Annotated in this window: 23 protein-coding genes; 13 read left to right on the forward strand and 10 right to left on the reverse strand. The window is 40.4% G+C overall.

Annotation, left to right across the window (positions count from 1 at the left end):
* The first annotated feature begins 119 nt into the window (after positions 1-119).
* A complete protein-coding gene (locus IQ230_RS01210; protein ID WP_193930060.1) occupies positions 120-2,276 on the forward strand; it encodes a Tex family protein in 2,157 nt (718 codons plus the stop codon).
* Position 2,277: 1 nt separating this feature from the next.
* Here IQ230_RS01210 and IQ230_RS01215 read toward each other — a convergent pair whose 3' ends face one another.
* Positions 2,278-5,307, reverse strand: coding sequence for an EAL domain-containing protein (locus IQ230_RS01215; protein ID WP_193930062.1), 3,030 nt, complete (start codon positions 5,305-5,307; stop codon positions 2,278-2,280).
* 691 nt (positions 5,308-5,998) lie between these two features.
* Between IQ230_RS01215 and IQ230_RS01220 the strand changes: the two genes are divergently transcribed.
* Complete coding sequence (locus IQ230_RS01220; protein WP_228054481.1) at positions 5,999-6,514, forward strand: SET domain-containing protein; 516 nt, start codon at positions 5,999-6,001, stop codon at positions 6,512-6,514.
* A gap of 149 nt (positions 6,515-6,663) precedes the next feature.
* Positions 6,664-7,659 carry a UDP-glucose 4-epimerase GalE gene (galE, locus tag IQ230_RS01225; RefSeq protein WP_193930066.1) on the forward strand — a complete coding sequence of 332 codons (996 nt, stop codon included), beginning with the start codon at positions 6,664-6,666 and terminating at the stop codon, positions 7,657-7,659.
* A 45-nt stretch (positions 7,660-7,704) separates the two neighbouring features.
* Here galE and IQ230_RS01230 read toward each other — a convergent pair whose 3' ends face one another.
* Positions 7,705-8,373, reverse strand: coding sequence for a sugar transferase (locus IQ230_RS01230; RefSeq protein WP_193930179.1), 669 nt, complete (start codon positions 8,371-8,373; stop codon positions 7,705-7,707).
* A gap of 403 nt (positions 8,374-8,776) precedes the next feature.
* Here IQ230_RS01230 and pgsA point away from each other — a divergent pair, with 403 nt between their 5' ends.
* Entirely contained in the window at positions 8,777-9,352 is a 576-nt protein-coding gene (pgsA, locus tag IQ230_RS01235) for a CDP-diacylglycerol--glycerol-3-phosphate 3-phosphatidyltransferase (protein ID WP_193930068.1), read from the forward strand.
* Here the strand turns inward: pgsA and IQ230_RS01240 are convergent.
* Entirely contained in the window at positions 9,271-10,215 is a 945-nt protein-coding gene (locus IQ230_RS01240; RefSeq protein WP_193930071.1) for an NAD-dependent epimerase/dehydratase family protein, read from the reverse strand. The two genes, pgsA and IQ230_RS01240, sit on opposite strands and share 82 nt — an antisense overlap.
* 149 nt (positions 10,216-10,364) lie before the next feature.
* On the opposite strand from IQ230_RS01240, the gene IQ230_RS01245 reads away from it, so the two are divergent.
* From IQ230_RS01245 to IQ230_RS01270, 6 genes are all read left to right on the forward strand, one after another.
* A complete protein-coding gene (locus IQ230_RS01245) occupies positions 10,365-11,522 on the forward strand; it encodes a glycosyltransferase (protein ID WP_193930073.1) in 1,158 nt (385 codons plus the stop codon).
* 132 nt (positions 11,523-11,654) lie between these two features.
* Entirely contained in the window at positions 11,655-12,431 is a 777-nt protein-coding gene (locus tag IQ230_RS01250; protein ID WP_193930075.1) for a sugar transferase, read from the forward strand.
* 382 nt (positions 12,432-12,813) lie between these two features.
* The gene (gene gmd, locus IQ230_RS01255) at positions 12,814-13,890 is read left to right on the forward strand and encodes a GDP-mannose 4,6-dehydratase (RefSeq protein WP_193930077.1); all 1,077 of its coding nucleotides are present in this window, start codon (positions 12,814-12,816) and stop codon (positions 13,888-13,890) included.
* 25 nt (positions 13,891-13,915) lie between these two features.
* Complete coding sequence (locus IQ230_RS01260; RefSeq protein ID WP_193930079.1) at positions 13,916-14,857, forward strand: GDP-L-fucose synthase family protein; 942 nt, start codon at positions 13,916-13,918, stop codon at positions 14,855-14,857.
* Positions 14,858-15,283: 426 nt separating this feature from the next.
* Entirely contained in the window at positions 15,284-15,847 is a 564-nt protein-coding gene (locus IQ230_RS01265; protein WP_322742246.1) for a 5-formyltetrahydrofolate cyclo-ligase, read from the forward strand.
* Positions 15,848-16,329: 482 nt separating this feature from the next.
* Positions 16,330-17,127 carry a carbohydrate ABC transporter permease gene (locus IQ230_RS01270; protein WP_193930181.1) on the forward strand — a complete coding sequence of 266 codons (798 nt, stop codon included), beginning with the start codon at positions 16,330-16,332 and terminating at the stop codon, positions 17,125-17,127.
* A gap of 3 nt (positions 17,128-17,130) precedes the next feature.
* Here IQ230_RS01270 and IQ230_RS01275 read toward each other — a convergent pair whose 3' ends face one another.
* The 6 genes from IQ230_RS01275 to glyA form a co-directional block, all read right to left on the reverse strand.
* Positions 17,131-17,964 (reverse strand): ADP-ribosylglycohydrolase family protein, encoded by an 834-nt coding sequence (locus IQ230_RS01275; protein ID WP_193930080.1) that lies wholly within the window; start codon positions 17,962-17,964, stop codon positions 17,131-17,133.
* Between the two features lie 161 nt (positions 17,965-18,125).
* On the reverse strand, positions 18,126-18,569 hold the full coding sequence (gene aroQ, locus IQ230_RS01280) for a type II 3-dehydroquinate dehydratase (protein ID WP_193930081.1): 444 nt from the start codon (positions 18,567-18,569) through the stop codon (positions 18,126-18,128).
* A gap of 30 nt (positions 18,570-18,599) precedes the next feature.
* Positions 18,600-18,740, reverse strand: coding sequence for a hypothetical protein (locus IQ230_RS01285; RefSeq protein ID WP_193930083.1), 141 nt, complete (start codon positions 18,738-18,740; stop codon positions 18,600-18,602).
* Between the two features lie 298 nt (positions 18,741-19,038).
* Entirely contained in the window at positions 19,039-20,295 is a 1,257-nt protein-coding gene (locus IQ230_RS01290; protein WP_193930085.1) for a competence/damage-inducible protein A, read from the reverse strand.
* A gap of 63 nt (positions 20,296-20,358) precedes the next feature.
* The gene (locus IQ230_RS01295; RefSeq protein WP_193930086.1) at positions 20,359-21,402 is read right to left on the reverse strand and encodes a glycosyltransferase family 4 protein; all 1,044 of its coding nucleotides are present in this window, start codon (positions 21,400-21,402) and stop codon (positions 20,359-20,361) included.
* Between the two features lie 247 nt (positions 21,403-21,649).
* The gene (glyA, locus tag IQ230_RS01300) at positions 21,650-22,933 is read right to left on the reverse strand and encodes a serine hydroxymethyltransferase (protein ID WP_193930087.1); all 1,284 of its coding nucleotides are present in this window, start codon (positions 22,931-22,933) and stop codon (positions 21,650-21,652) included.
* Between the two features lie 252 nt (positions 22,934-23,185).
* On the opposite strand from glyA, the gene IQ230_RS01305 reads away from it, so the two are divergent.
* The gene (locus IQ230_RS01305) at positions 23,186-23,383 is read left to right on the forward strand and encodes a hypothetical protein (protein ID WP_099702592.1); all 198 of its coding nucleotides are present in this window, start codon (positions 23,186-23,188) and stop codon (positions 23,381-23,383) included.
* A gap of 121 nt (positions 23,384-23,504) precedes the next feature.
* Positions 23,505-23,999 carry a Tic20 family protein gene (locus IQ230_RS01310; RefSeq protein WP_099702593.1) on the forward strand — a complete coding sequence of 165 codons (495 nt, stop codon included), beginning with the start codon at positions 23,505-23,507 and terminating at the stop codon, positions 23,997-23,999.
* Here the strand turns inward: IQ230_RS01310 and IQ230_RS01315 are convergent.
* A complete protein-coding gene (locus IQ230_RS01315) occupies positions 23,996-24,802 on the reverse strand; it encodes a fumarylacetoacetate hydrolase family protein (protein ID WP_193930088.1) in 807 nt (268 codons plus the stop codon). The genes IQ230_RS01310 and IQ230_RS01315 overlap by 4 nt on opposite strands.
* Positions 24,803-25,097: 295 nt before the next feature.
* Between IQ230_RS01315 and rpsF the strand changes: the two genes are divergently transcribed.
* On the forward strand, positions 25,098-25,442 hold the full coding sequence (rpsF, locus tag IQ230_RS01320) for a 30S ribosomal protein S6 (RefSeq protein WP_193930089.1): 345 nt from the start codon (positions 25,098-25,100) through the stop codon (positions 25,440-25,442).
* Positions 25,443-25,853 lie beyond the last annotated feature (411 nt).

The following is a 25,853-nucleotide window of genomic DNA, read 5'->3' on the forward strand; positions in this document are numbered from 1 at the left end:
GGCTGACTTGAAATGGTGATTTTCAAGATCTCTTTATAGAGTAATTCACTATCACTTATTGCTAATCGCCGATCATCATCTCTTTATTTAGTTAATCTGCTATCAAAATTACACGCCTGATGTTAAATATTCCGCAATTTCTAGCACAAGAATTGTCTCTCAAACCTTTTCAGGTTCAAAATGCGCTTGATTTGTTTGCCGAAGGTGCGACGATTCCTTTTATTGCGCGTTACCGCAAGGAACGTACAGGAGAAATGAATGAGGTACAACTGCGGGATTTAGCAGAAAGATACACTTATTTAACCGAATTAGAAGCAAGAAAGACAACAATTCTAGATGCGATCGCCGCCTCAGGTAAGCTTACAGATGAACTCAAAGACAAAATAGAAACGTGTCTGCAAAAAACTGAATTAGAAGATCTCTATCTTCCCTATCGCCCGAAACGACGCACTAAGGCAACTATTGCGAGAGAAAAAGGGTTAGAACCGCTTGCGGAGTTGATTAAATCTTTAAATACTAAAAACGCATCATTAGTATCCCTCGAAAAGGAAGCAACAAAGTATTTATCCGAAGAAGTCAAAACCATAGCAGAAGCGCTGAGTGGCGCTGGAGACATTCTTGCGGAAGAAGTTTCAGAAAAAGCACATTTACGTGCCTATGTGCGAGATTACCTTATTCAGAATGGAGTATTTAAATCTCAAATTAAAAAAGAGTATCCTGAAGGTACAACTAAGTTTGAAACTTACCGAAATTTTAGTGTCTGCGTTCAAGATATTGCCCCGCACAACCTGCTAGCCTTACTACGAGGTGAGAATGAAAAAATCTTAGCTTTAGAATTAGCTTTTGATGAAACAGAGGTTTTATTTAACATAGCAGCACAAGAAATCAAAACTAAAGTTCCAGAAATTCGTGACTTCTATCGCGAAATGCTTAAAGACGCCTTCAACCGCTTGATGAAAAATTCTTTAATCGGTGAAGTTATTACTCAAAAGAAAGCTGAAGCAGATATTGAGTCAATTAAAACCTTTGAAACAAATTTGAGAGAATTATTGTTATCTCCACCCGCTGGAATGAAACCGACACTAGCGATCGATCCTGGATTTCGGACAGGTTGTAAAGTTGCTGTACTAGATGAAACAGGAAAGTTTTTAGATTATCACGCAGTATTTCCTCATGCTTCTGCAAACGAGCGATCGCAAGCCGCAAAAACAATTCAAAAATTGATTGAAGAATACAAAATTGAACTGATTGCGATCGGTAATGGGACAGCTAGCCGCGAAACTGATGAATTTGTTTCAGAAGTTTTAAAAACAGTAGAGCAAAAGCCAATTAAAGTAATTGTAAACGAGTCGGGTGCATCAATTTATTCAGCAAGTAAAGTTGCGATCGCAGAATTTCCCAATCTAGATATTACAGTACGCGGTGCAATTAGTATTGGTCGTCGGTTGCAAGACCCTTTAGCAGAATTAGTAAAAATCGATCCTAAATCAATCGGTGTTGGGCAATACCAACACGATGTCGAGCAAAAGTTGCTCAAAAAAAAGTTGGATGAAGTTGTAGAAAGCTGTGTTAATTACGTTGGTGTAGATTTGAATACTGCTTCTAAAGAATTACTAAATTTTGTGTCTGGAATTAGTTCTACAGTCGCAAATAATATTGTTGCTTATCGCAATCAAAACGGTGCTTTCAAGAGTCGCCAGGAGCTACTTAAAGTCGCTAAACTAGGACCAAAAGCTTTTGAACAAGCCGCAGGTTTTTTACGGATTCGTGGAGGAAAAAACCCTTTAGATAACACTGCAGTACATCCTGAAAGTTATAGTGTTGTAGAGGCGATCGCTGCGGACTTAAATATATCTCCAGTACAAATTACCCAAGCTGCCCAAAAACTCAAATCAATTTCTCTGAAAAAATATGTGACAGCGACGATTGGCGAACCAACATTACGCGATATCATCAACGAATTAGAAAAACCTGGAAGAGATCCTCGCGCAGAGTTTAAGTATGCTACTTTCAAAGAAGGAATTAAAGAAATAACTGACCTTCAAATTGGCATGGAATTAGAAGGTATTGTGACAAATGTTGCTAACTTTGGTGCATTCGTAGATATTGGAATTCACGAAAATGGCTTAATTCATATATCACAATTATCACATCGTTTTGTGAGCGATCCTAAACAAATTGTTAAGGTAGGACAAATTGTGCGAGTTAAAGTATTAGATATTAATGAAAAGCAAAAACGGATTAGCTTATCAATAAAGGCAGTCAAAAGTAACTAGTTTAAACAAAAACATTTTGTTGAATTAAGGCAGTTGCAGCTTCTTTGTGTAATGGTTGAGAAAAGAAGTATCCTTGCCCATATTCACATTCTAAAGCCTGAATTTGCGTAAGTTGCTCTGAAGTTTCAATTCCTTCAGCAACTACATTCATATTTAAGTTATGTGCCATTCTTGTAATTGTCTTTACAAGTTCTGGATTCTCATTATCTCTACCCATTCGTTTCACAAAAGAACGGTCAATTTTTAAGGCATCAATAGGAAAACTATGCAAATAACTGAGCGATGAATAACCAGTACCAAAGTCATCAATGTACACTTGAATACCTAGCTTTTTGAGCTGTGCGAGCATATTTGCTGCTAGGTCTGCATTTTCAATTAAAACACTTTCTGTAATTTCTATCTTCAAACTCTGCCCAGGCAAGCTAGTCTCCTGTAAAATTCGGTCAATTTGTTTAATTAAATCTGGTTGAGCAAATTGTTTGCCAGAAAAATTAATATTGATTGACAAAGGTGAAGCTGTGAATTGTTCTTGCCAAATATGTGTTTGATGACAAGCTTCGTGTAGCACCCAGTAGCCAATAGGAATAATTAAGCCAGTTTCTTCAGCTACAGGAATAAACTCTAGTGGTGAAACAATACCATGAACTGGGTGATTCCACCGCAGTAGTGCCTCAAATCCAGTAATTTGGTTGCTACGTAGTGAGACAATTGGTTGGTAGTAAATTTGCAACTCTTGGCGTTCTACAGCGCGTCGTAGGTCATTCTCTAATTGCAATAATGATACTGCTCGTGTATGCATTTCTTTATCAAACACTGCATGGCGGGCTTTACCAAGTGATTTAGCACGATACATAACAGTGTCAGCATCTCGGAGGATATCTTCGGGTTGATTGTATTCAGTTGTACTTAGAGCAATACCAATACTTGTTGTAATGAACACTTCGTAACCATTAAGATTAAACGGCGATGTCAGTTCTTTTTGAATTCGTTCTGCTATTAAAGTTGCATCTTTAACATCTTTTATATCGTCAAGTAAGATCACAAACTCATCGCCACCTAAACGGGCGACTGTATCTGTAGAACGTAAGCAAACTTCTAACCTACGAACAAAAGCAATCAGTAATTGATCTCCAACTAAATGCCCAAGACTGTCATTAACTAATTTGAAGCGATCTAAGTCTAAAAATAGGACAGCAAATAAATAACTATGACGCCTTTTAGTTCGTACTAAAGCATGCCCTAGTCGCTGCATAAATAGTGCTCGATTAGGTAAACCTGTCAGAGAGTCATGAAAAGCTTCGTAGAGTAATTTTTCTTCAGCTAAGGTTCGTTCAGTAATTTCTGCTTGCAACTCTTTATTAATTTGTGCTAGTTCTGCAGTTCTTTGTTTGACACGAATTTCCAAGTCATCGTGGGCTTTGCGTAATGCTTCTTGCGATCGCTTGCGTTCACAAGCCTCAATTGAGACAGAAACCAAGTCAGCAATTGAAGCTGCAAAATTCTTCTCCTCAATACTCCAATGACGGTTAGAGCTTAGGTGTTCGTGACAGACTACTCCTACCATAGAACCTCCTAGCCAAATTGGTGCATCCAACATTGATGTAATGTTATTAGCGTAAAGATACAGTTGGGCTAGTTCTTTTGTTCTAGGATCAGTGTGAGCATCATAAGCTGCAATGGTTCGTTCTTCTTGTAGTGCTTCAAAGTAGGTAGGATAGTGGGCTGCTGCTAATTCTGCACCTTGAGAATGCTCGTCTGTACTTTTGCGATACAAGTCAACACAAAGTAATTTTTTGTACAGTTCATCGTCGTATAACCATACTCCGACACGTTCTACTTCTAAAGTATGTGCTGCTGCTTCTGTAATTTCCTGTAAATTAGTGTGTAAATCGCTACAATCTAACATTTTATGTTTTGCTAGTTCAGCGAGGACTCTATTGTATGTGTGATAGCGTTCTTCGCTTTGGCGTTGCTCTTCAATCGAGTGTTCCAACGCTTCTAACATTTCATTAATTGTACCAGCTAAGCTAGAGAGTTCATCTTGTCCACTAATAGAAAATACTCTTGCTGCAAGATTGCCACTTCTACCAATTCCTTGGACATCAGCGCTTAATCGCGATAGTCGTGACAAAATGAGTTTTTCAATCAACAATAGCGTGGCAACAACAAACACAATACCCACAATCAACAAAGATGACAGCAAATGACGAATACTAGCTTGACCTTGTTGATAAATTAATCTTGGTGTATCTACGCGCAGTAGCAGCGCTGGTTTGTTATAAATATCCTCAATGACAGTGTATCCAGCAATTTGTTTATCTAACGATCTGACGATGATTGATCCTTGATCCGAAGAACTGAGGGCAAAACGCAGTCGTTGAATATCCTGTGGTAGTTGTGTATCATCAAAACGATACACCTTTACAGATAAATGAGTTTGTTCAGCAAGTTTGGCGATCGCTGAATCATTCAAATAACGACCCATGATCAATGTCCCTCGAATCGGACCACGACTCTCACTATTGAGAATTGGTCTTGAGGCAATCATCATCGGACCTTCTGGTAGCATTACCAAACCTGATATAGAACTTTTTATATTTGAGTGCTGTAAAACTGTTTTAGCTGTAAGATGCGTCTGAAAGTTAGGCAAAAGAGAAATTTCTTGTCCGCGTTCTAAGTCATAGCCTTTATCAAAAACAATCTTCCCAGAAGCACGAACATAAAGCATCAAATTTAACTTTAATCGATTAATGCTGACATTACTAAGATATGCGGTAATGTATTCTTGATTAGAATCTTCTACGAACGAATAAGTTTCATCCCATTCAGCCCAATCGCGTGTTGTTAATCTCAATTTGGCAATTTCATCAGACAAGGCCTCATGAACTCTTTTAACATTAGAACGACTATCTTCTTGCTCTAATTTCAAGAAACCACGTAACAAAATAGTTGACGAGGTAGCGTATATAACCCCAATTAAACTGATAAGAGTGACGCCGATGAGTAACAGTGTTTTCTTTCGCAGTGTCATGTGTGCAATCTCAGGGGTTAAATCAAACGCTGGTAAAACACATCCTCGTTTTCCAATATAATTTTGAAACTTCTAATACTCAAAGAACCATCGAACCTTCTTCTTTACTACCGTACATCCACTACAATTTTCTCAAGCTTGCATTTGAGCTTAATCATATTTCCGTAGAATTACGATTGTTCCCTTCAATACACGATTTGTTATACTTTTATGCCTTATAGTATTTAATAATATTTAAATATTTACATTACTTTATAGCTTACTCTGGCTTATATGTAGGTGAAGTAGGTACGAGTAGATCTGCATTATCACTCTGCGCAATAAATTAGACAAATCTTTATTAATCAACAGTAAATACACTGAACAGAGCTAATACTGAGTTCACCTCTATCAGTGAAACTACCATAGCACCTCAGTAAAGTTAGCGTTAAATTAAGCTTGTTTAGCAAAAATACTTTGTAAAGCATCCTAGCTAAATCTGAAGTATGGTTCTTTCCAACTTTTTTGGGTTGATGTAGAATCATTAATTTAAAGTATGAAAATATTTCTAGTGTTGCTTTTTAGTTAGTGAAAATCAGTAAAAAATTGATAACTACAAATCTGCAATCAAAGTACCTCATGAGGTTTGTATAAGCTGTTTTTGCTAAATAGGATACGCACATAGCTTAGAGTGTTTTTTGGAGGAAAAATGTTGGCATTATCTGCAGCTTCTTACTTATTAACTAATGAAAAATTTTACATAGCTAATAGTAAATTTGGTCAGGGTCTATTTGCCAAAAAAGATATTAGAGTAGGAGAAAATATTTTAATATTTACTGGTGGTATTATTGATTTTGACCAAGCAATCCTAAAGGCACCACCATATGAGGGTGATGCTTTGCAAATTGGTAAAAGTATTTATGTAAACTTAGAGCCTCCTGGTCGTTTTGTTAATCATTCTTGTGATCCTAATGCTGGTATTAAAAATGATATTGAATTAGTGGCGTTGAGAAACATTAAAGCAGGTGAAGAGATCTACTTCGATTATTCTACAACTATGGATGAGGATTACTGGAGCTTGCAGTGCGGTTGTGGAAGTATAAATTGCAGAAAAGTTATTAAAGATTTTAAGCATTTACCATATCATGTTAAACGCAAGTATTTAGATTTAAATATTGTGCAAAAGTTTATTGCTGTGCAGTACCCTACTACGGCTAAAGCTAAGTAATTACAACAAATGCTGTAGTGATATCTGTCAATCTATGTTGAAGTCTTTATCAATTTGCACAGATCCGCTGAAAATGTAATGTGTAATGACACTACTGTTTCAGGTATACTCACCATCAGCAAGAGGTAATTACCGAGTAAGAAAAACCAATGCCACCAGTCAAGCAGACAATTTTAGTTACTGGAGGAGCAGGGTACATTGGCTCCCACGCAGTCATGGCACTACAACATGCTGGATATGAAGTAGTCATTCTTGATAACTTGGTATATGGACATCGAGACTTAGTAGAAAAGTTAGAAGTAGAGCTAATCGTCGGAGATACTAGCGATCGAGTGCTACTAGACGAACTGTTTGCTACCAAGAAAATTGCAGCAGTCATGCACTTTTCTGCTTATGCTTACGTAGGGGAGTCGGTTACAGAACCTGCTAAGTATTATCGCAATAATGTGATTGGTACTTTAACTCTATTAGAGGCAATGGTTGCAGCATCAGTAAATAAGTTTGTGTTTTCCTCGACTTGTGCTACCTATGGTGTACCACATCAAATACCTATTACTGAAGAGCATCCCCAAAGTCCAATCAATCCTTATGGTGCTACCAAATTAATGGTGGAACGCATTCTGAAAGACTTTAGTCCAGCATATGGGTTGCAATCTGTATGTTTTCGCTATTTCAATGCTGCTGGTGCTGATCCCAATGGTTTGCTGGGAGAAGACCATAATCCAGAAACACACTTGATCCCACTAGTACTACAGACGGCTTTAGGTCAACGAGAGTCGGTGTCAATTTATGGTACAGATTATCCAACCCCTGATGGAACTTGTGTCCGAGACTATATCCATGTAACAGATCTTGCCGATGCACATATTCTTGGTTTGAAATATTTAATGCAAGGAGGAGAGACTACAGTATTCAACTTGGGGAACGGCAATGGATTTTCAGTCAAACAGGTCATTGATACTGCTCAAACTGTCACGGGTAAGGAGATTAAAGTCGAGAGTAGCGATCGCCGTCCTGGAGATCCGCCAATACTAGTTGGTAGTAGCGAGAAAGCTAGAAAAATTTTAGGTTGGGAACCGCAATATTCTGATTTAAAAGATATTATTACTCATGCTTGGCGTTGGCATCAGCAGCGACATGGGTAGTTGGTAATAGGTAGTAGGATGAAATTACTATAGGAGCTAACAGTTTTAACAAGCTCCTACTTTGGCAAATATTACGTATATTGTCTTGACAATTATTTCTAAATCATATAAGGGATACCATTGCTGTTGATAGCGAAGATCGAGGTTGACAACTTCTTCAAAATCTTTAACGCTGGAACGACCGCTCACTTGCCATTCACCAGTTATGCCTGGTTTGACATTTAATCTTTGCCAGTGACGTTCGTTGTATTGAGCGACCTCATCGCCGGTTGGCGGTCGAGTTCCTACTAAACTCATGTCGCCCACTAAAACATTCCAAAATTGAGGTAATTCATCTAAACTAGAGCTTCTTAAAAAACGTCCCACGCGCGTAATTCGGGGATCGCGTTGATTTTTAAAGATAAGACCTGAGGCTTCGTTACTTACAAGAGATTTTAACTGCTCAGCATTCACAACCATCGAACGAAATTTACGGATATGAAACTTACGTCCGTGGAGTCCGTAGCGTTCTTGGCGAAAAAAAATAGGACCTGGACTGTCTAGCTTAATAGCGATCGCCACTGGGACAAATACAATGGCTAAAATTAGCAGCCCAACAATACTGCCGATAATATCCAAGGAACGTTTAAAAACTGAGTTAACAGAGGGGTGAATTTCCTGTACTGACAGCGTGGATGTTGGCGGTTGACATGCAGGAGATTGGGCTTGATACATTGTCACAACTACTTTGTGCTCTACTTCAGTAGAATTACGTAAACTACTTTCAAATATAGTTGCTCGAAACTACTCTGCCGATGTTTTGAGAAAGCCTTTGGTGAATCTTCATTAATTAGTCAGGTAAATTCACCTAGTTTAAACTTTGCATGAAGCGAGCCTTATCTGAACTGATGGTTAGCTTTCTTCGTTTTCAAGAGATTTGAGTTAACCCCACAGGTAAGTAAGTGGGTAAAAACAAACGTAACTTAAGGGCTGTTATTGGTCAACACTCAACGATTAGTGGAGCAACAATTAACTATTAACCATCAACCAGCATAAATAGAAAAAATTGTATTTTTTGTACCTTTAGGCGAGCATCTTATACTACCCTAACCTTGACCTCTCATTCTTTACCTTTGTGATGACTTTGCCTAATTGGGTGACTCTATCTCGTTTATTGGTGTTACCAATATTACTATACTTTTTGGAAAATCCCACATCAGATCGCTGGCTGAGTGTAGTCATTTTTTTGATTGCAGCAATGACTGATTGGGTTGACGGCTACCTTGCCCGCCGACTGAATCAAATTACGGAACTGGGAAAATTTCTCGACCCCTTAGTCGATAAACTACTGATACTTGCGCCTTTGCTAGCTTTGAATAAACTAGGACAAATTCCTACATGGGGAGTATTTCTGATTTTGGCACGGGAGTTAACTATAGCAGGTTGGCGAGTAACTCCTAGTTTGACTGGTAATACCGCGATCGCTGGAGCCAATTTTTGGGGCAAACTGAAAACGGTGAGCCAAATAGCGGCGATCGCGCTTTTAATTGCGCCTTTACCTATGAGTTGGCAGCTTTTTTCCCTGATCGCCTTCTGGGTTGCGGTTGCCCTGACACTGATTTCTGGTGTTATCTACTTACTACCGACAACAGATAAAATTTCATCATCAACCGAAAAATCGACTTCTGCAGTATCGCGACCTGAGGTGAGGTAATCATTTTGAAACGAATCTTGTAAACCAGAAATCAAATTGTATTGTGGCTGCCAGTTGAGTTGAGCTTTTGCTTTATCTACTGCAGCAAAAAAGTGCTGTACGCGCATCGGAAAAGCTTTTCGCTTACCAAAATCGAACTTTTTAGGATCGTAATGCACAATTTGTAGTGCTTCACCTGATTTTCCAGCTGCCACAGCGCACGCCCGTGCCAGCCCATCAAAAGTTACATAGCGGTCGCCTGATACATTGTAAATTTCACCGATGGCTTGCGTAGAACCTAAGATTTGACACATCGCTTGTGCTAGATCGTAGACGTGACCGAATTGAGTTATGTGTAATCCATTGCCAGGAATAGGAATTGGGCGATCGCGAACGATGCGATCAAAAAACCAGCTTTCTAAGTCGTTGTAGTTTTGCGGACCATAAATATAAGTTGGACGAATGGCAGTAAAAGGTAAACTCATTTTGGCAAGAAAAGTTTCAGTCTCGTATTTACCCCGATGACGGCTTTTGGGATCGACAGCATCACCTTCTTGATGCGGCATTTGGTCAGCAGGCAAATACACTCCTGCTGAACTCATATAGACGAAATGCTGCACTCGGTTTTGAAAGATTTCTGCTAAGGGTTGAGTATCGCTGAGTTCTCGCCCATTGTTATCAAAAATGGCATCAAAATTTTCTGGAAAAAGTTTTTCCTTGAGGTCATTGGGTTGAGTGCGATCGCCCGTAATTTGGGCAACTCCGGAGACTGGTGCTGGTCGATTACCACGATTAAACAACACAACCTCATGCCCTTGGGCAACAAGTAGTTGTGTGAGGTATACACCAATAAATCGCGTACCACCCATAATTAAAATTCGCATTGTGATTGGTTCCTTGTTCTTCTAGGGTCATTTTCTATGAGATTATCAGGTTGCGTCATTTGCTTGGAACTTATTTTTGAGTAAGACGTCATGGCTTCGATTACTCAATACAAAGCAGACAAGCTCCTGTATTCTCCAATTAGTTATTAATGTCTTTACAATATGCACTTGTCCATGAGTGGTTAACGCCCAAAGCTACTGGTGGTTCAGAACTCGTAGTTAAAGAAATCCTCAAACACATTGATGCGGATTTGTATGCTTTGATTGACTTTGAATCAACTAACCCTAACAGCTATTTATTTCAGCGTTCGATTGGAACGACATTTTTGCAGCACCTACCTTTTGCTCGTCATGGCATACAGAAATATCTACCGTTGTTACCGCTAGCGATCGAACAGTTAGATTTACGTGCTTATGATGCGATCATTTCCTCTTCCCACACTGTCGCCAAAGGAGTTTTAACTAGTCCAGAACAGATGCACATTTGCTACTGTCATACTCCGATGCGGTTTGCCTGGGAACTGACATTTGATTATTTACGCAGTAGCCGTATTGGTCAGGGATTGCCAGGAGTTTTGACACGATACATACTCCACCGAATGCGCCAGTGGGATGCATTGAGTGCAAATCGAGTCGATTACTTTGTTGCCAACTCACAAAATACTGCACGTCGCATTTGGCGATGCTATCGCCGTCCTGCAACCGTGATTTACCCACCGGTAGACATCGAACGGTTTCCCTTTGTCAGTGAGAAACAAGACTTTTATGTAACGGTTTCCCGCTTAGTTAGTTACAAGCAAGTATCTTTGATTGTGCGTGCTTTTAACCAACTCAAAAAGCCTTTAGTCGTTATTGGTACTGGACCAGAACTCAAGCAAATTCGCAACTTAGCACAATCGAATGTTCAAGTACTAGGAGCACAGCCGAATGAAGTTGTTGAGCAGTATATGGCTGCCGCCAAAGCATTTGTTTATGCAGCTTGTGAAGATTTTGGTATAGCTCTTGTAGAAGCACAAGCTTGTGGTACTCCGGTCATTGCTTATGGAGCAGGCGGAGCGTTAGAAACTGTACGTTCGATTTGGCAATATCCAGACACAGGAACTGGTATATTTTTTTCAACCCAAACAGAAGCAGCCTTAATGGAAGCTATCGAAAAGTTTGAAGCCTATCACAAAGCATTTCAGCCTGAGTGGATTCGTACTCATGCTAATCAGTTTGCTGCTGATGTGTTTAGTGAGAAGTTTCTCGCGTTTTTGCACAACTCGTGGCAAGACCGCTTGACAAAAAAACAAAGTTTTTTGGATTGAAGTACTATGCTTGTTCTTGGTTTCCCGATCTCCCATTCCTATTTTAGGATTGTCGGGATCGCATTCGAGCTATCTTGCATCATCAGGCTTTAAAATCATGACTAAATGTGGTGTGGATTGTTAAGGAGTAAAATGACTGCCCATTCGCTCCTCTCAGGCAAAAGATTACGGGCTTTCGTGCAATCTGGTTTTCAGAAGCGATCGCCCAGCGATAAAAGTAGAACGTTGTTGCGATCCCTCTTATTCTTATCTGCTAAAAAGCTGTTCATCACAATATCGCTTGATTTTGTCAGTCGAGAGTTCATCAAAAGACTGTTTGACGTTATCTTCTCTCTGTCGGTTCTGATTTTATTTTCTCCGGTTTATCTACTGTTAGCATTACTCATTGCTTATAGTTCAGAAGGACCAGTGTTTTACATCCAGGAACGAGTTGGAAAAAACTATCAGTCGTTTGAGTGTATCAAGTTCCGAACAATGGTAACGAACGCTGATGAGATGTTACTAGAATTAATGGAAGCATCGCCTCATCTACGGCAAGAATTTGCCGACAATTTTAAGCTAAAACAGGATCCAAGAATTACAAAAATAGGTCGCTTTTTACGATTAACTAGCCTTGATGAATTTCCCCAATTTTGGAACGTTCTTAAAGGAGATATGAGTGTTGTTGGTCCTCGCCCTTTAGTAGCTCAGGAATTGTATATGTATGGTTCTCATATTGACAAGGTTTTGACAATCAAACCAGGAATTACCGGATTGTGGCAGGTATCAGGGCGTAACGATATTCCTTACAACCGGAGAATTCAGATAGATCTTTACTACGTCAAGTTCCACAACTTTTGGCTTGATTTATGGGTAATTGTGAAAACAATCGGAGTCGTTATTGTCCCAAAAAATAACGGTGCTTACTGAACATATGTATATAGAGAACTGTGCTACAGGACTATGCTAGCTATTGCTTAGTGGTTGGTAAGCCAAGCCAAAAGCCTTGCCTGTTATAAGTAAGCGAGATACTTACGACAATCTTGAGGCTAATGGCTAATTACAAGTTGATTTAATTTCCGCGAACTTAAAACCTGATTTGCACATCAATCCATATCTAGATTGTGCCAAACTAAACTGACACTTTGATTGTTTCTTGGCAACAGATGTTAGTTAGCGTAAAGTTTAATTTAACAATTATTGTAGTGTTCACCAAGCAACACCAAACAAGATATGGTGAACCGCTGGTGCCTATGTTAAGTTGTAGCAGTTTTACTGTACCCAATTTGAAACAGGTTATAAATCACCGAGTATGACGCAACGTAAACGAGCGCTAATTACAGGAATTACTGGTCAAGACGGCTCCTATTTGAGCGAGTTTTTACTAGAACAAGGCTACGAAGTTCATGGCATAATTCGGCGGACATCAACATTCAACACGGATCGGATTGACCATATCTACGAAGATCCCCACAAAGAAGGGGTGAGGTTATTGTTACACTACGGCGACCTCACCGATGGAACAACTCTACGTCGGATTTTAGAAGAAACCCAGCCGACAGAAATTTATAACCTTGGTGCGCAATCACACGTACGCGTAAGCTTTGACTCACCAGAATACACTGTAGATTCGGTTGCGATGGGAACACTAAGGCTACTTGAAGCTATTCGCGACTACCAGCGACGTACTGGTATTGAAGTCCGTTTCTATCAAGCAGGTTCGTCAGAAATGTTTGGCTTAGTACAAGAAGTTCCACAGAAAGAAACTACACCGTTTTATCCACGTAGTCCATACGCTTGCGCCAAAGTATACGCGCACTGGCAAACCCTCAACTATCGCGAATCTTATGACTTGTTTGCGTGTAATGGCATTTTATTTAATCACGAATCACCACGGCGTGGAGAAACCTTTGTGACACGCAAAATTACTCGGGCAGTCGCACGGATTGTTGCAGGAAAACAAAAGAACATTTACATGGGTAATCTTGATGCCAAGCGTGACTGGGGGTACGCGAAGGACTATGTACGTGCGATGTGGCTGATGCTACAACAACCCGAACCTGATGACTATGTCATTGCAACTGGAGAAACACACTCTGTAAAAGAATTCCTTAAATTAGCATTTAGTTATGTCAATCTTGACTGGCAAGATTATGTCGAATTCGACGAGCGTTATTTACGCCCAGCAGAAGTTGAATTATTGATTGGCGATCCTACAAAAGCTAAGCAAAAACTCGGTTGGCAACCGTCAGTTACGTTTGAGCAGTTGGTCGCACTCATGGTGGAAGCTGACTTAAGAGCTTTGGGTCAAGAATCACCTAATGGTAACGGTGCGCAAGTACATGATTTGGCTACAATTCGTCAAGAGCTGGGTAGTTTACACTTTTAGGCAAAACTGACAAGGAATTAAACAGATGGCAGCCTTAGATTTGAACGACAAACACATTCTTGTCACTGGTGGGGCTGGATTCTTGGGTCGTCAAGTGATTGAACAGCTGTGTCTAGCAGGAGCCGAACAGCAAAAAATTACTGTACCGCGATCGCACGAGTGTGACTTACGCAGTTTAGAGAATTGCCAACGCGCAGTCGATCAGCAAGACATCGTCATCCACTTGGCGGCTCATGTTGGTGGTATTGGTTTGAACCAAGTGAAACCTGCTGAACTTTTTTATGACAACCTGATGATGGGTGCACAATTGATTCATGCTGCCTATCAAGCTGGAGTAGAAAAATTTGTTTGTGTTGGCACAATTTGTGCCTATCCTAAATTCACACCAGTGCCCTTCAAAGAAGATGACCTTTGGAATGGATATCCAGAAGAAACAAATGCTCCTTATGGTGTCGCAAAAAAAGCCCTTTTAGTACAACTTCAAGCCTACAGGCAACAATATAATTTCAATGGTATTTATTTACTACCAGTAAACTTATACGGTCCAGAAGACAACTTTAATCCTCAAAGTTCTCATGTGATTCCTGCACTTATTCGTAAAGTCTACGAAGCTCAACAAAAAGGTGATAAGGAAATTCGAGTATGGGGCGATGGCAGTCCTACCCGTGAGTTTCTCTATTCGGAAGATGCAGCACGGGGCATAGTTATGGGAACATTATCTTATAACGAGCCTGAGCCTATTAACTTAGGTACGGGCTTTGAGATCTCCATCCGCGATTTGATTTCTTTAATCTGTGAATTGATGGAGTTTGATGGCAAAATTGTCTACGAAACCGATAAGCCAAATGGTCAGCCACGTCGTTGTTTAGATACAGAACGAGCGAAAAAATTTGGCTTTACTGCTCAAATTGATTTTAGGCGAGGATTAAAAAATACTATTGATTGGTATCGGCAACACGCAAACTAAAATGTGAGAGGGTGAGGTGATTTCGCCCTCTTTTTTAGAATCAAGCTCTTAGCTCTATTGGTTAAGTTATTCTAAATTCAGAACTTAATTGCGTTCATAGATACGAAATTAAGCTTATGAAAAAGGATTTTTTCCTTCGGAGAACAGTCAGCGCTTATAGGTGCTTTGGCTGTAGTAGCATTTCTTTTAGCTGCAGAACTCTGCAATTTTATAGTTAGAGATTTTAGGAGGAACTTACAGCTAAATGATGAGCAAATGAACCAACACAAAAATAGTGAAATAATCGCTCCTAACTTTAAATAAATAGTCTCACTTTTTTAATTAAGTTGACTTACTAGTTCAGTATTCGCTGAGACTAAGCCCATCATAATGACTGATGGTGGTTAACTTAATAAACACCAAAACATATACTTTACGAAGCTAATAGTGATTAGTCAGCCTGTAAAAGTAGAATTGCGCCGTTTACTGCTTCACAAGCGGCAATCTATGAACTTGAAAGAGTGGCAGGAAAAAAGTCGTCTTATCTGCTCTCACTTACAAGCATCATCACCATTTACTCAAGCAAAGACCATTCTGACCTATTTTAGTTTTCGTCAAGAACCAGATCTGAGTGCGTTATTTACAGCAAAAAAAAATTGGGGTTTCCCACGTTGTATCAATCAATCATTAAATTGGCATTTGTGGCACCCAGGGAACGATACTCGAATTGGAGATTATGGCATTCTAGAACCTCTCCCTTGTGCCCCACTAATCAAAGCTAATGAAGTAGATTTAATTTTGGTTCCTGCTGTTGCTTGTGATATTCGAGGCTATCGTTTAGGTTACGGAGGTGGTTTCTACGATCGCTTACTCAGTTCTGCCGAATGGAAGTCAAAGCCTACAATTGGCATTGTTTTTGACTTTGCTTACTTACCTCAGTTACCTATTGAGACTTGGGATATACCTTTGCATATTGTTTGCACAGAAACTGGCTTGAAAATGATGCAATAAAACTTCCTCAATTTGATTACGCCAGCGCAGAGGACTATTGTCCTCTGCGCTCTAACTGCATACTTTTAAGTAAGTATTTAGTTAGAAAAATACACTTACTATAATATTATATTTAAAATACAAAGTCAAGATTTCTTCTAAATATAATACTGAATTTGATAACAATTTTCTAAAATAAGTAAGTTCTTAAATTAAGAGAATAAAATTAAGATTATTATGTCCTAAATGTTGCTCATAAATCTTCTTTAAGTAGAATGAGATTTAAATCATAAAACCATACTCTGTTTAGATAAATAAAGAATAATGCACAACAATACCAAATTAAAGGCAATACTAAAATCTAATTCTTCTTTCCTTACCTAAAGGATGGTATTTTTATTTTCATGTGTCAGTAGAGTTACAGATTTTGACAGCAGATGAGTAAAGTTAAAACCCAAGGACGAGTTAAGAATCAACACATATGGGCGGGAAAGTATGTGTTGATGTATGGGTTATTAGGGGCGATCGCGCTCATCATGCTATTTCCCTTACTTTGGCTAATTAGCACTGCCTTCAAGTCATCAAGCGAAAACATATTTCAATTTCCGCCACAGCTGTTACCTAGTCAGCCTACAGTAGAAAATTTTGCACAGGTTTGGCAGACGAATCCTTTTGGACAATATTTATTTAACAGTACGTTAGTTGCTATCTTGACAGTCACGCTTAATTTGCTTTTTTGTGCATTAGCAGCATATCCGTTGGCAAGATTAGACTTTCGAGGCAGAGACTCAATGTTTACCGCGATTGTCGCGACGATTATGATTCCTTTTCAAATTGTCATGATTCCCTTGTATATTCTCACTGTGCAGTTAGGCATGAGAAACAGCTATTTAGGAATCATTTTTCCTGCACTTGCTTCAGCATTTGGCATCTTTCTACTACGACAGGCTTTTCAGGGCGTTCCCAAAGAGATGGAAGAGGCAGCACGCATTGATGGCTGTTCAGAATTAGGTTTATGGTGGTTTGTGATGCTTCCTGCGATTCGCCCTGCATTAGTCACTTTAGCGATTTTTGTTTTTATTGGCTCTTGGAGTGATTTCTTGTGGCCTTTAATTGTTATTGATCGACCAGAACTATACACTCTACCTTTAGGAGTCGCAACGTTAGCAGGGACGTTTTCTCTCGATTGGCGCTTAATTGCTGCAGGTTCTGTAATCTCGATTGCGCCTGTGTTGATAGTATTTTTACTGCTACAGCGCTACATTGTGCCAACCGAGACCGGAAGTGGAGTTAAAGGCTAGAAATTAACGCGGACGAATAACTTGAGGAGCTGCGATCGCCATTGCATCAAGAGTGCCAGTCTGGTTATATGCTCCTGACCATACTGCAACCAACGAATCACATAACTGTAGCATTTCAGCTTCACTGTGCATACCCCATAAGGCAAGTGGTTTGCGAGTAGAATGAGACAATGCTAGTCGCCAGTTAATAGGAATACTAGGAGCAGCGTTATAGGCACCTGATAAAGCACCAGTGATTGAGCTGACATGCGGTTGACACGCTGCTCGCTTTACAGAAAGCTGAAAGTCTTCTAGGCTACTTAAGAAACAGTAAAATGCCAAGGCGACCGCACTACGAGGTTGTCCTAACACTGAGACAGCTTTTGCTAGGCTAGCTTGATGTTCTAATAAACTTTTTACCTGCATCAACTGTTGAGTTAGTAATGATTGAGGCGCTTCTATAAAATGAACGACTAATGAAATTAAGCTAGCTACCTGGAGTTTTTCTTTCAAAGACAATGCGATCGCATATCCAACAGCTAAAACTCCAGCAACTATTTCTGGATCGTCCTGCCATGATACAAACTGCCGCAAATTGTGTTTCAACTGAGTTTCGTTGTCGTGATAGAAAAGTGCGATCGGTAATGCCGCAATAATAGCTTTAACTGGATTAATAGGTCTACTTTGGCTTGAGAAGTAGGAATGACCTGCACCCATATCCATTATCTCTTTTTGAATCAAACTTTGCGCTACTGCAGTTCCTAGACGTTCCCATAAAAAATCTTCTGCAGTGGAGCTTGAGGCATCTGAATTTATTTCGGTGTTGACGAGGGAAAATCGACTCACATGAGTTAGCATGCCTCCAACTGCCGCGCCTAATAAAGTGCCGCGGAATCGACTACAAAGTGAGTAACGCATTTCTGCAATTTTTTGAATATGACAACTGAGTCGTTTGTGATAGATAATTGCTCAGCTAATTTAATATTGTGTGTAATCCGTATCTCTAGCAAGTACAAGCCTCAGGATGACTTACTAAGATAATTAACTAACGCCTGTAGCCCCAAGCGATAGCTCTCTGCTCCAAAACCACTAATCTGCCCTAACACCACCGGCGCTATATAGGAATGATGACGGAAAGTTTCTCGTTGATAGATGTTGCTGATATGAACCTCTACTGTCGGTAGCATAACTGCAGTAAGTGCGTCTCGCAAAGCGACACTAGTATGCGTATATGCACCTGCGTTGATCAGTATACCTTGATGCTCATTCCTTGCTGCATGGATAGCATCTACTAAAACACCTTCGTGGTTTGACTGAAGGGCTACAATAACTACACTTAGCTTCTTGGCTTCTTCTTCTAAGAGGCTATTAATATCTTCTAGATTTGTGAAGCCATAAACCTCTGGCTCGCGTTGCCCTAAGAGATTTAAATTTGGTCCATGTAGTACAAGAATACTGCTCAATTGCTACATCTTAAAAAGAGGTTTTATGAACTACTGATAGCGACGTTGTCTATCATCAACTGGAATAGGAATTGGCTCTGGTTCTGGTTCAGCTTCTGGTCCCAACAAAGTTTCTATTAGCCTACGTGCCCATTCCTTTAATTTTTCCAGTACTTTTTCTAAGTAGTCCATTGAATCGATTGCTCCTAAAATACGACCTAGATTGCTTCGCTGACCTAAACGAGAAAATTTTGCCTATGGCTGAATTTTAAGCTTGTAACTTTTACTTAATATTAAACTTATCATATCAGCTGAAACTGGGTTCATGACACCATAGACAGATATCTTGCTAAACACGCCAAGTACTGGGAGTATTTATCCTAGGATTTTAATTATAGTGGCAAGCAATACAAATCTGTAAGCGTATAGCAACTCTTAATTTTTTCTTTATTAGTAGCATTAATTACATGCTCTGATATTTTGTTGTCTATTAATGATCTTTTTCAAGTAGCTTTCGCCGTAGCAAGTCGAGGGCTGTGCAAGCACTTAAGTGACGAATGAGCGATCGAGAACGATCTTGACCATAGCGGTGTTCAAAGACTTGCACTTTTTCATTTGATTGAGCCAATCCAATGTAAACAAGACCAACTGGTTTAGTAGAAGTACCGCCATCAGGTCCAGCGATACCAGTAATACTTAATCCCCAAGTTGTTCCTAGCAGCGATCGCACGCCTTCTGCCATTTGAGCTGCGACTGTTCTACTGACGGCTCCTTCTTGTTGGAGAGCTTGAAGATTTACACCTAACAAAGATACTTTGACTTGGTTATCGTAGGAGATAACTCCGCCCATAAAGTAGCGCGAACTTCCAGCAATATCAGTCATCATTTGTCCCAGTCCCCCACCAGTACAAGATTCAGCAACACTGAGTGTCGCATCTTCACGTTGTAACAATTGTCCTACCACAGAAGCTAACGAGTCCTCATCTTGACCGTAATAATTTAGCCCTGCAATTGCTTGGAGTTGTTGCTCGATGGGAGCTATGAGTTGTTCCGCTTCAGCTTGGGAATTGGCTTTAGCTGAGACGCGCAACTTTACTTCTCCACGGCTAGCATAAGGAGCTACTGTAGGATTTGGTAGGTTAAGAAATGCAGATACTTTTTCTGCCAAAGTAGACTCAGCAATTCCCCAAAACTTTAACGTTCGACTGTAGATAATTTCTTGACCAAATCCTAAGTTTTTGAGGTATGGTACGGCAGTTTCTTGCCACATTCGTTGCATTTCTGATGGCACACCAGGAAAAGTAAGGATATGCAAATTAGAAATTGGCGACCAGATAATGCCAGGTGCAGTACCGGAAGAATTAGGCAAAACTTCGGCTCCTTCAGGAATCAATGCTTGCTTGCGGTTACTCGGTGTCATAACACGACCGCGAACAGCATATTTTTGAGCAATATCTGCTAGAATTTCTGGTTTTTCGACAAGAGGAACACCAAAAAAATCTGCGAGGGTTTCAGTTGTCAAGTCATCAGGAGTTGGACCAAGACCGCCAGTGAAAATGAGAACATTTGAGCGATCGCTAGCAATTTTAATGACCTGTTTGAGTCGCTCTACGTTGTCTCCAACAACAGTTTGATAGTAATGAGGAATTCCTAAACTCGCGAGTTGCTGTGCTAGGTATTGGGCATTTTTGTTCAAAATATGGCCCAAGAGTAACTCGGTGCCAACACAAATAATTTCAGCAGTCATATGATGAGCTTTTAGCGATTAGCGATTAGCGATTAGCTATGAATTAGTTTTTACAGTTTACGCTTATTGTCGAGCGTGCTTCCAAACTTGCCAGCTGGTGTAACTCAAAAGTGAGGTTGCAGCACAGGCGTAAGCAATACCACTAGGTATACCTGCAAAAGCTAGTGCTAACGTTCCAACCCAGAGAGTTAATGAGTAAATGAACAAAACTGCTAATCTGTGTGACAGCCCAGCACGTAATAGCCTGTGATGTAAATGACGCTTATCTGCATTAAAAGGCGATTTTCCCTGTCGGAGTCGTGCCAAAATGACTGCAGACATATCCACAATTGGTACTGCTAAAATCAGATAAGGTAACACTACAGCGGTAACGGCTGTAGTTTTGGCAAGTCCAATAACACCCACGCCAGCTAAGGTAAAACCTATAAAATAAGCTCCGCCATCTCCCATGAAAATCTGAGCTGGATTAAAGTTATAGCGGAGAAACCCTAACGTACCACCGGCGAGAGCAGCTGCAATCAAAGCTGCTGCTGGTTGCTGCATAAACAGTGTCACGAATAGCATGACAGTGGCTGCTATTCCTGAAACTCCGGCAGCTAAGCCATCAAGTCCATCAATCCAATTAATTGCATTGACCATCCCAACTAGCCAAATCACCGTAAAAGGTAAACTCAGCCAGCCAAGTTGAATCAATCCAACAAAAGGAATACTCAAGAAGTCGATGTGTACGCCCATCTGCCAAACAACCCCCGCAATGATAACTTGCATCAGGAGGCGCAAGAAAGGCGATAAGCTAAACAAGTCATCTGCTAAACCAATCAAGAAGAATGCGATACCGCCAAGGGTAACACCCCATACTTCCCATTCTTTTGTTGGCGGTAAGATTCCAAAGCCACCAAGCGCCCAAACAATTAATAAAGCTACAACCGTCCCAGTAAAAATGGCAACTCCTCCTAGGCGTACCATAGGACGCTGATGCACTTTACGTTCGTTTGGTCGATCAACTCGCCCACTTTTGATTCCAAAAGTCTTAACAACAGGAGTCATCCAAAGAACGACTATGGCAGAGAAGAAAAAGGCAATTAGATGGTATAGCTGAATAGGCATCTGCAGATACTCAGTTGCAAGACAACGTCTCAGCCAAAGTTTACCTGCATTTGCTGTATTTGTGTGGACATTTAGTAGAGAAAAGTCAAAAAGGAGTGAGGGGCTAGTTTTAAGTTTTGAGTTTTGTTAGCGTAGCGGTGCGTTAGCACGTTTTGAATTACAAGAAATTTTTAACTCAACACTCAACATTCATAATTCATAACTCTCTAAGCTCAACACTCATAACTATTGACCCCTAACCCCTTAATTAGGCAAGTGCTGGTACTGAGATATTAAGATGTGGATAAAGCGGGAAGCGATTGCACAATTGTGCTACCCGTTGCCGACAAGTTTGTGCTATTGTGTCATCTTCTGGATGCAGTAGGCGATCGGCAATAATATTACCAATTTCAGTAAATTCAGCATTTCCCATACCTCGCGTTGTCATGGCTGGCGAACCAAGGCGTAAGCCACTCGTCACAAATGGTGACTCTGGATCAAAGGGAACTGTATTTTTATTAGCAGTGATGTTCACACCGCTGACTAACTGATCGGCTTGTTTACCTGTCATGCCGATGCTGCGTAAATCAACAAGCATCAAATGATTGTCTGTACCATCAGAAACAATCTTAAAGCCTCTCGATTGCAGCTGAGTTGCCAACACACGCGCGTTTTCAATAACTTGCGAGCTATAAATCTTAAATTCTGGTTTAAGTGCTTCTCCGAAAGCAACTGCCTTACCTGCAATGACATGTTCTAATGGTCCACCTTGACTACCAGGAAACACTGCCTTATCCAGCTTTTTCCCTAGTTCTGCGTCGTGGGTTAAAATCAATCCGCCGCGAGGACCGCGCAGCGTTTTGTGTGTAGTTGTAGTGACAACATCACAATAAGGAATTGGGCTAGGATGCAAGCCAGTCGCTACTAAACCAGCAATGTGGGCAATATCAGCTAATAAGTAAGCACCAATTTCATCGGCAATACTTCTAAATTTCTCAAAGTCAATAATTCGTGGATACGCTGAATAACCACAAATCAATAACTTAGGACGGTGTTGTCGTGCTAGGTCGCGAATTTGGTCGTAATCAAGTTGCTCGGTTTCTTGGCTAACACCATAATGACAAACTTTAAACCACTTACCAGAGACATTAACGGGAGAACCGTGAGTCAAGTGTCCTCCGTGGGATAAATCCATTCCCATAATTGTGTCCCCAGGTTCCAGCAGTGTCAGAAACACAGCAAAATTAGCTTGTGCGCCAGAATGTGGTTGGACATTGGCATGCGCCGCACCAAATAGTTGCTTAGCACGCTCAATTGCGAGTTGCTCAATTTCATCAATGTACTCACAACCACCGTAGTAACGTTTTCCTGGTAAACCTTCGGCGTATTTGTTAGTTAGTATTGAACCTTGTGCGGCTAAAACTGCTGTGGAAGTAAAGTTTTCGCTGGCAATTAACTCTAAATGATCGCGCTGGCGCTGCAGTTCTGAGTTAATCAAATCTGCAATAGCAGGATCTGTTTGTGCGAGAAAGTCTAAGTTAGTGCGAGTCACTTGCTGATATCCCTAAAAATAATTTAGAACAGTGGTTATCTACCATCATCAATAGATTTTGCTAGCTAATTTTAGCGTTGATTGCACTTGTCCTGTTTCTTCATGCGCGATCGCACCACCCTGTTCTTTGTAGTGGTCGATTACCTCAACTACTCATCAGTATATTAAGCTGTGTATGAATTCTTACAGTATTTCTGAACTCATACCATAAAATGGAATTAAGTCAATTGGGGGTTCTAAAGGAGGCAGCGGATGTTAGTGGTTTTGATAGAAGATCAAATCCTTGCCCCACATCAGGTTTGTCAAAGTTGTTTGCTTGCAGATCAAAGTGGACAACCCCGCTGGCGTCAAGGTCAACTACGCTGCGGTCAAGCACTTCATAAATTGGCAGCAAGTCAGCCAGATCAGTACCAATGTATAATGGGCTTCAGAATTGCCAATATTGAATAATCCATCAACCTTGTAGCGTGGAAATCTTCTCGTTCACGAAATTGATGTCAGTAATTTTAAGAGGACTATAGACCTGCGTTATCCTGTAGCTTAGTGACAGCACAAATTTAGGAGGAGAATAATGGCTTGGCGCGGGTCAACGACTGTTTGGGATAGAATTTTTGCTAGTCTTGCTTATTTATTACCATTAGTTGATGTTGTTGGGCTTCTACTACGTGTAGGTTTACAAAATACTATTTTTGGGGAATTTCCTGCACTGAGAATTGTTTTAGTGCCTTTGCTACCTTTGGTGCAAATCTACTTTGGTATACCATTTGTAGGGCTCATTGTTTTCTTTGTCTTGTTCTTACTAGTTGTCAGGAACGAACGGGTTAGTCACTTTATCCGCTTCAACACAATGCAGGCAATATTAATTACAATTGCGTTATTCTTGTGCAGTATTTTGGTGCAAATATTAGCACCTGTGCCTGGTACGACTTTCGCAGTTGCAACGCTCGCTAATACTATTTTTCTCGGTGTAGTTATAGCGGCTGCCTACGCAGTTGTGCAGTCTTTGCTTGGTCGTTATGCAGAAATTCCTGCGCTCTCTGATGCAGTTTATATGCAAGTCCGCTAGGACTTCTCGAATGGTTGCACTACAGTGTATTCTCTAGAAATCACTGTATTTTCCAATCGACCAATTCCCTCAATTTCTACGACAACAAGATCGCCTAATTGTAGTGGTCCTACACCAACAGGAGTTCCTGTCAACACGACATCACCAGGAAGAAGTGTCATGATCTGACTAATATACGACACCAGAACATCTGGTGAAAATACCATTTGATCAATACTGGCAGATTGTACTGGCTGCGCTTGTTCATTAATAAATGTCTGTAAACGCGCTCCAGGACTGAGTTCTCGGACAATCCAAGGTCCCAAGGGGCAAAAGGTATCAAATCCTTTGGCGCGCGTCCATTGACCATCGCGTTGCTGTAAATCGCGTGCAGTAACATCATTGGCGATGGTATAGCCCCAAATTTTGTTTTGCGCTTGCGCGGCTGTACAGCCGAAAGTGCGATCGCCAATAATTAATGCTAATTCTCCTTCGTAATCGACTCGCCGCGTTTGGGATGGATAAATAATCTCACCGCTAGTAGGAATAATTGCTGTAGATGGTTTGAGGAATAACAATGGCTCTCGCGGGACTTCTGTCCCCATTTCTGCAGCATGATCGGCATAATTTTTCCCAACTGCAACAATTTTAGAGGGAGAACACGGAGCTAGAATTTGGTAGCTTTCTGGTTCTAAATGTAACTCTGTAGGCTGACCTTGTAACCACGGAGGAGCATCAAGTACCTGAACGCTTTGGCTAGGTTTGAGTAACCCGTAGTAAATCCGTCCCTCTTGATTTTGAACTCGGACGTAGCGCTGCGCCATAAAGTGCCGTTATTCTAGGTTTTGAGCTTAACGACTGCCAACTGTTGAGGCAAATCGCAATCTATCATAATCACACCTCAGCATACATTGCATAGGTTGATTAAGTTTGTAAGATATCATCTCATCTGCAGTTAACTTAGTCTTTTTTAGCAGCGATCGCTCACTACATAGGTTATGGCATAAATGACTAACTTTGCTAGAATTATAATTCCTTGTTGCTTGGGAAATTGTTTGATGGCAATACAAACCATTAAAAGGCGCTCAAGCAGCCATGTTGTCCATAAGGAATATCGCTATGGCTTATACTTACGAAACAATGTACATTTTGCGTCCTGATCTAGGAGAAGATCAGGTGGCACAAGCTGTGACAAAATATCAGAACATGCTTGAAGAACAAGGAGCAACACAGCTTGAAGTTCAAAACCGTGGTAAACGTCGTCTTGCTTATGAAATCGCTAAGCATCGTGAAGGTATTTACGTTCAGATGAACTACCAATCTCCTGGACGTGTTATTGCCCAGCTAGAACGAGCAATGCGATTGAGTGATGAGGTCATTCGCTATCTCACTATTAAGCAAGAAGTTGAAGTTATAGAAAGTACAGATTCACAACAATTACCGGAAGAAGCAGTTGTTAGTTAGTATCTGACTAGAATACGGTATAAATCCCGCTTAACTGTATAGAAAGCGGGATTACTTTTTTATATATTTACATTCTGCGATCGCGCAATGCTGCTATTAGCCACTCAACTAAATAATAAGAAATCTTTTGCTAAAGGCTAATACAAGCTCATAAAAACTTATTTTAACTAAGTTAAATTCTGGACTCATCAACTGCATGGCGTTTTAACGCGCACTAAGAGTAGATTGATAAGTTAACGGATTCTCTCAAAATAGCCACATCTTATTTGCACGCATTCTTGATCCAAGGTTTTGTCATCAGGCGACGAGTTCAAATAATTGCAATTTAACACTCCTATTGCAATTGCTCATCTTAATAAGCAAGACTAAAAATTGTCTCTTTTTGGTTGGATTCCTGCACTGATTACCCTT

The organism is Gloeocapsopsis crepidinum LEGE 06123 (assembly GCF_015207655.1).
Taxonomy (GTDB): domain Bacteria; phylum Cyanobacteriota; class Cyanobacteriia; order Cyanobacteriales; family Chroococcidiopsidaceae; genus Gloeocapsopsis; species Gloeocapsopsis crepidinum.

What these genes read in the sequence shown, in the direction of transcription:
- IQ230_RS01310 (WP_099702593.1), top strand. Translation starts at nt 23,505, where the DNA reads ATGGCTTGGCGCGGGTCAACGACTGTTTGGGATAGAATTTTTGCTAGT.
- IQ230_RS01315 (WP_193930088.1), bottom strand. Translation starts at nt 24,802, where the DNA reads ATGGCGCAGCGCTACGTCCGAGTTCAAAATCAAGAGGGACGGATTTAC.
- IQ230_RS01260 (WP_193930079.1), top strand. Translation starts at nt 13,916, where the DNA reads ATGGCAGCCTTAGATTTGAACGACAAACACATTCTTGTCACTGGTGGG.
- IQ230_RS01275 (WP_193930080.1), bottom strand. Translation starts at nt 17,964, where the DNA reads ATGCTAACTCATGTGAGTCGATTTTCCCTCGTCAACACCGAAATAAAT.
- IQ230_RS01295 (WP_193930086.1), bottom strand. Translation starts at nt 21,402, where the DNA reads ATGCCTATTCAGCTATACCATCTAATTGCCTTTTTCTTCTCTGCCATA.
- gmd (WP_193930077.1), top strand. Translation starts at nt 12,814, where the DNA reads ATGACGCAACGTAAACGAGCGCTAATTACAGGAATTACTGGTCAAGAC.
- rpsF (WP_193930089.1), top strand. Translation starts at nt 25,098, where the DNA reads ATGGCTTATACTTACGAAACAATGTACATTTTGCGTCCTGATCTAGGA.
- IQ230_RS01240 (WP_193930071.1), bottom strand. Translation starts at nt 10,215, where the DNA reads ATGCGAATTTTAATTATGGGTGGTACGCGATTTATTGGTGTATACCTC.
- IQ230_RS01290 (WP_193930085.1), bottom strand. Translation starts at nt 20,295, where the DNA reads ATGACTGCTGAAATTATTTGTGTTGGCACCGAGTTACTCTTGGGCCAT.
- IQ230_RS01230 (WP_193930179.1), bottom strand. Translation starts at nt 8,373, where the DNA reads ATGTATCAAGCCCAATCTCCTGCATGTCAACCGCCAACATCCACGCTG.
- IQ230_RS01210 (WP_193930060.1), top strand. Translation starts at nt 120, where the DNA reads ATGTTAAATATTCCGCAATTTCTAGCACAAGAATTGTCTCTCAAACCT.
- pgsA (WP_193930068.1), top strand. Translation starts at nt 8,777, where the DNA reads ATGACTTTGCCTAATTGGGTGACTCTATCTCGTTTATTGGTGTTACCA.
- IQ230_RS01250 (WP_193930075.1), top strand. Translation starts at nt 11,655, where the DNA reads ATGACTGCCCATTCGCTCCTCTCAGGCAAAAGATTACGGGCTTTCGTG.
- IQ230_RS01245 (WP_193930073.1), top strand. Translation starts at nt 10,365, where the DNA reads ATGTCTTTACAATATGCACTTGTCCATGAGTGGTTAACGCCCAAAGCT.
- galE (WP_193930066.1), top strand. Translation starts at nt 6,664, where the DNA reads ATGCCACCAGTCAAGCAGACAATTTTAGTTACTGGAGGAGCAGGGTAC.
- IQ230_RS01270 (WP_193930181.1), top strand. Translation starts at nt 16,330, where the DNA reads ATGTATGGGTTATTAGGGGCGATCGCGCTCATCATGCTATTTCCCTTA.
- IQ230_RS01215 (WP_193930062.1), bottom strand. Translation starts at nt 5,307, where the DNA reads ATGACACTGCGAAAGAAAACACTGTTACTCATCGGCGTCACTCTTATC.
- IQ230_RS01305 (WP_099702592.1), top strand. Translation starts at nt 23,186, where the DNA reads ATGTTAGTGGTTTTGATAGAAGATCAAATCCTTGCCCCACATCAGGTT.
- IQ230_RS01285 (WP_193930083.1), bottom strand. Translation starts at nt 18,740, where the DNA reads ATGGACTACTTAGAAAAAGTACTGGAAAAATTAAAGGAATGGGCACGT.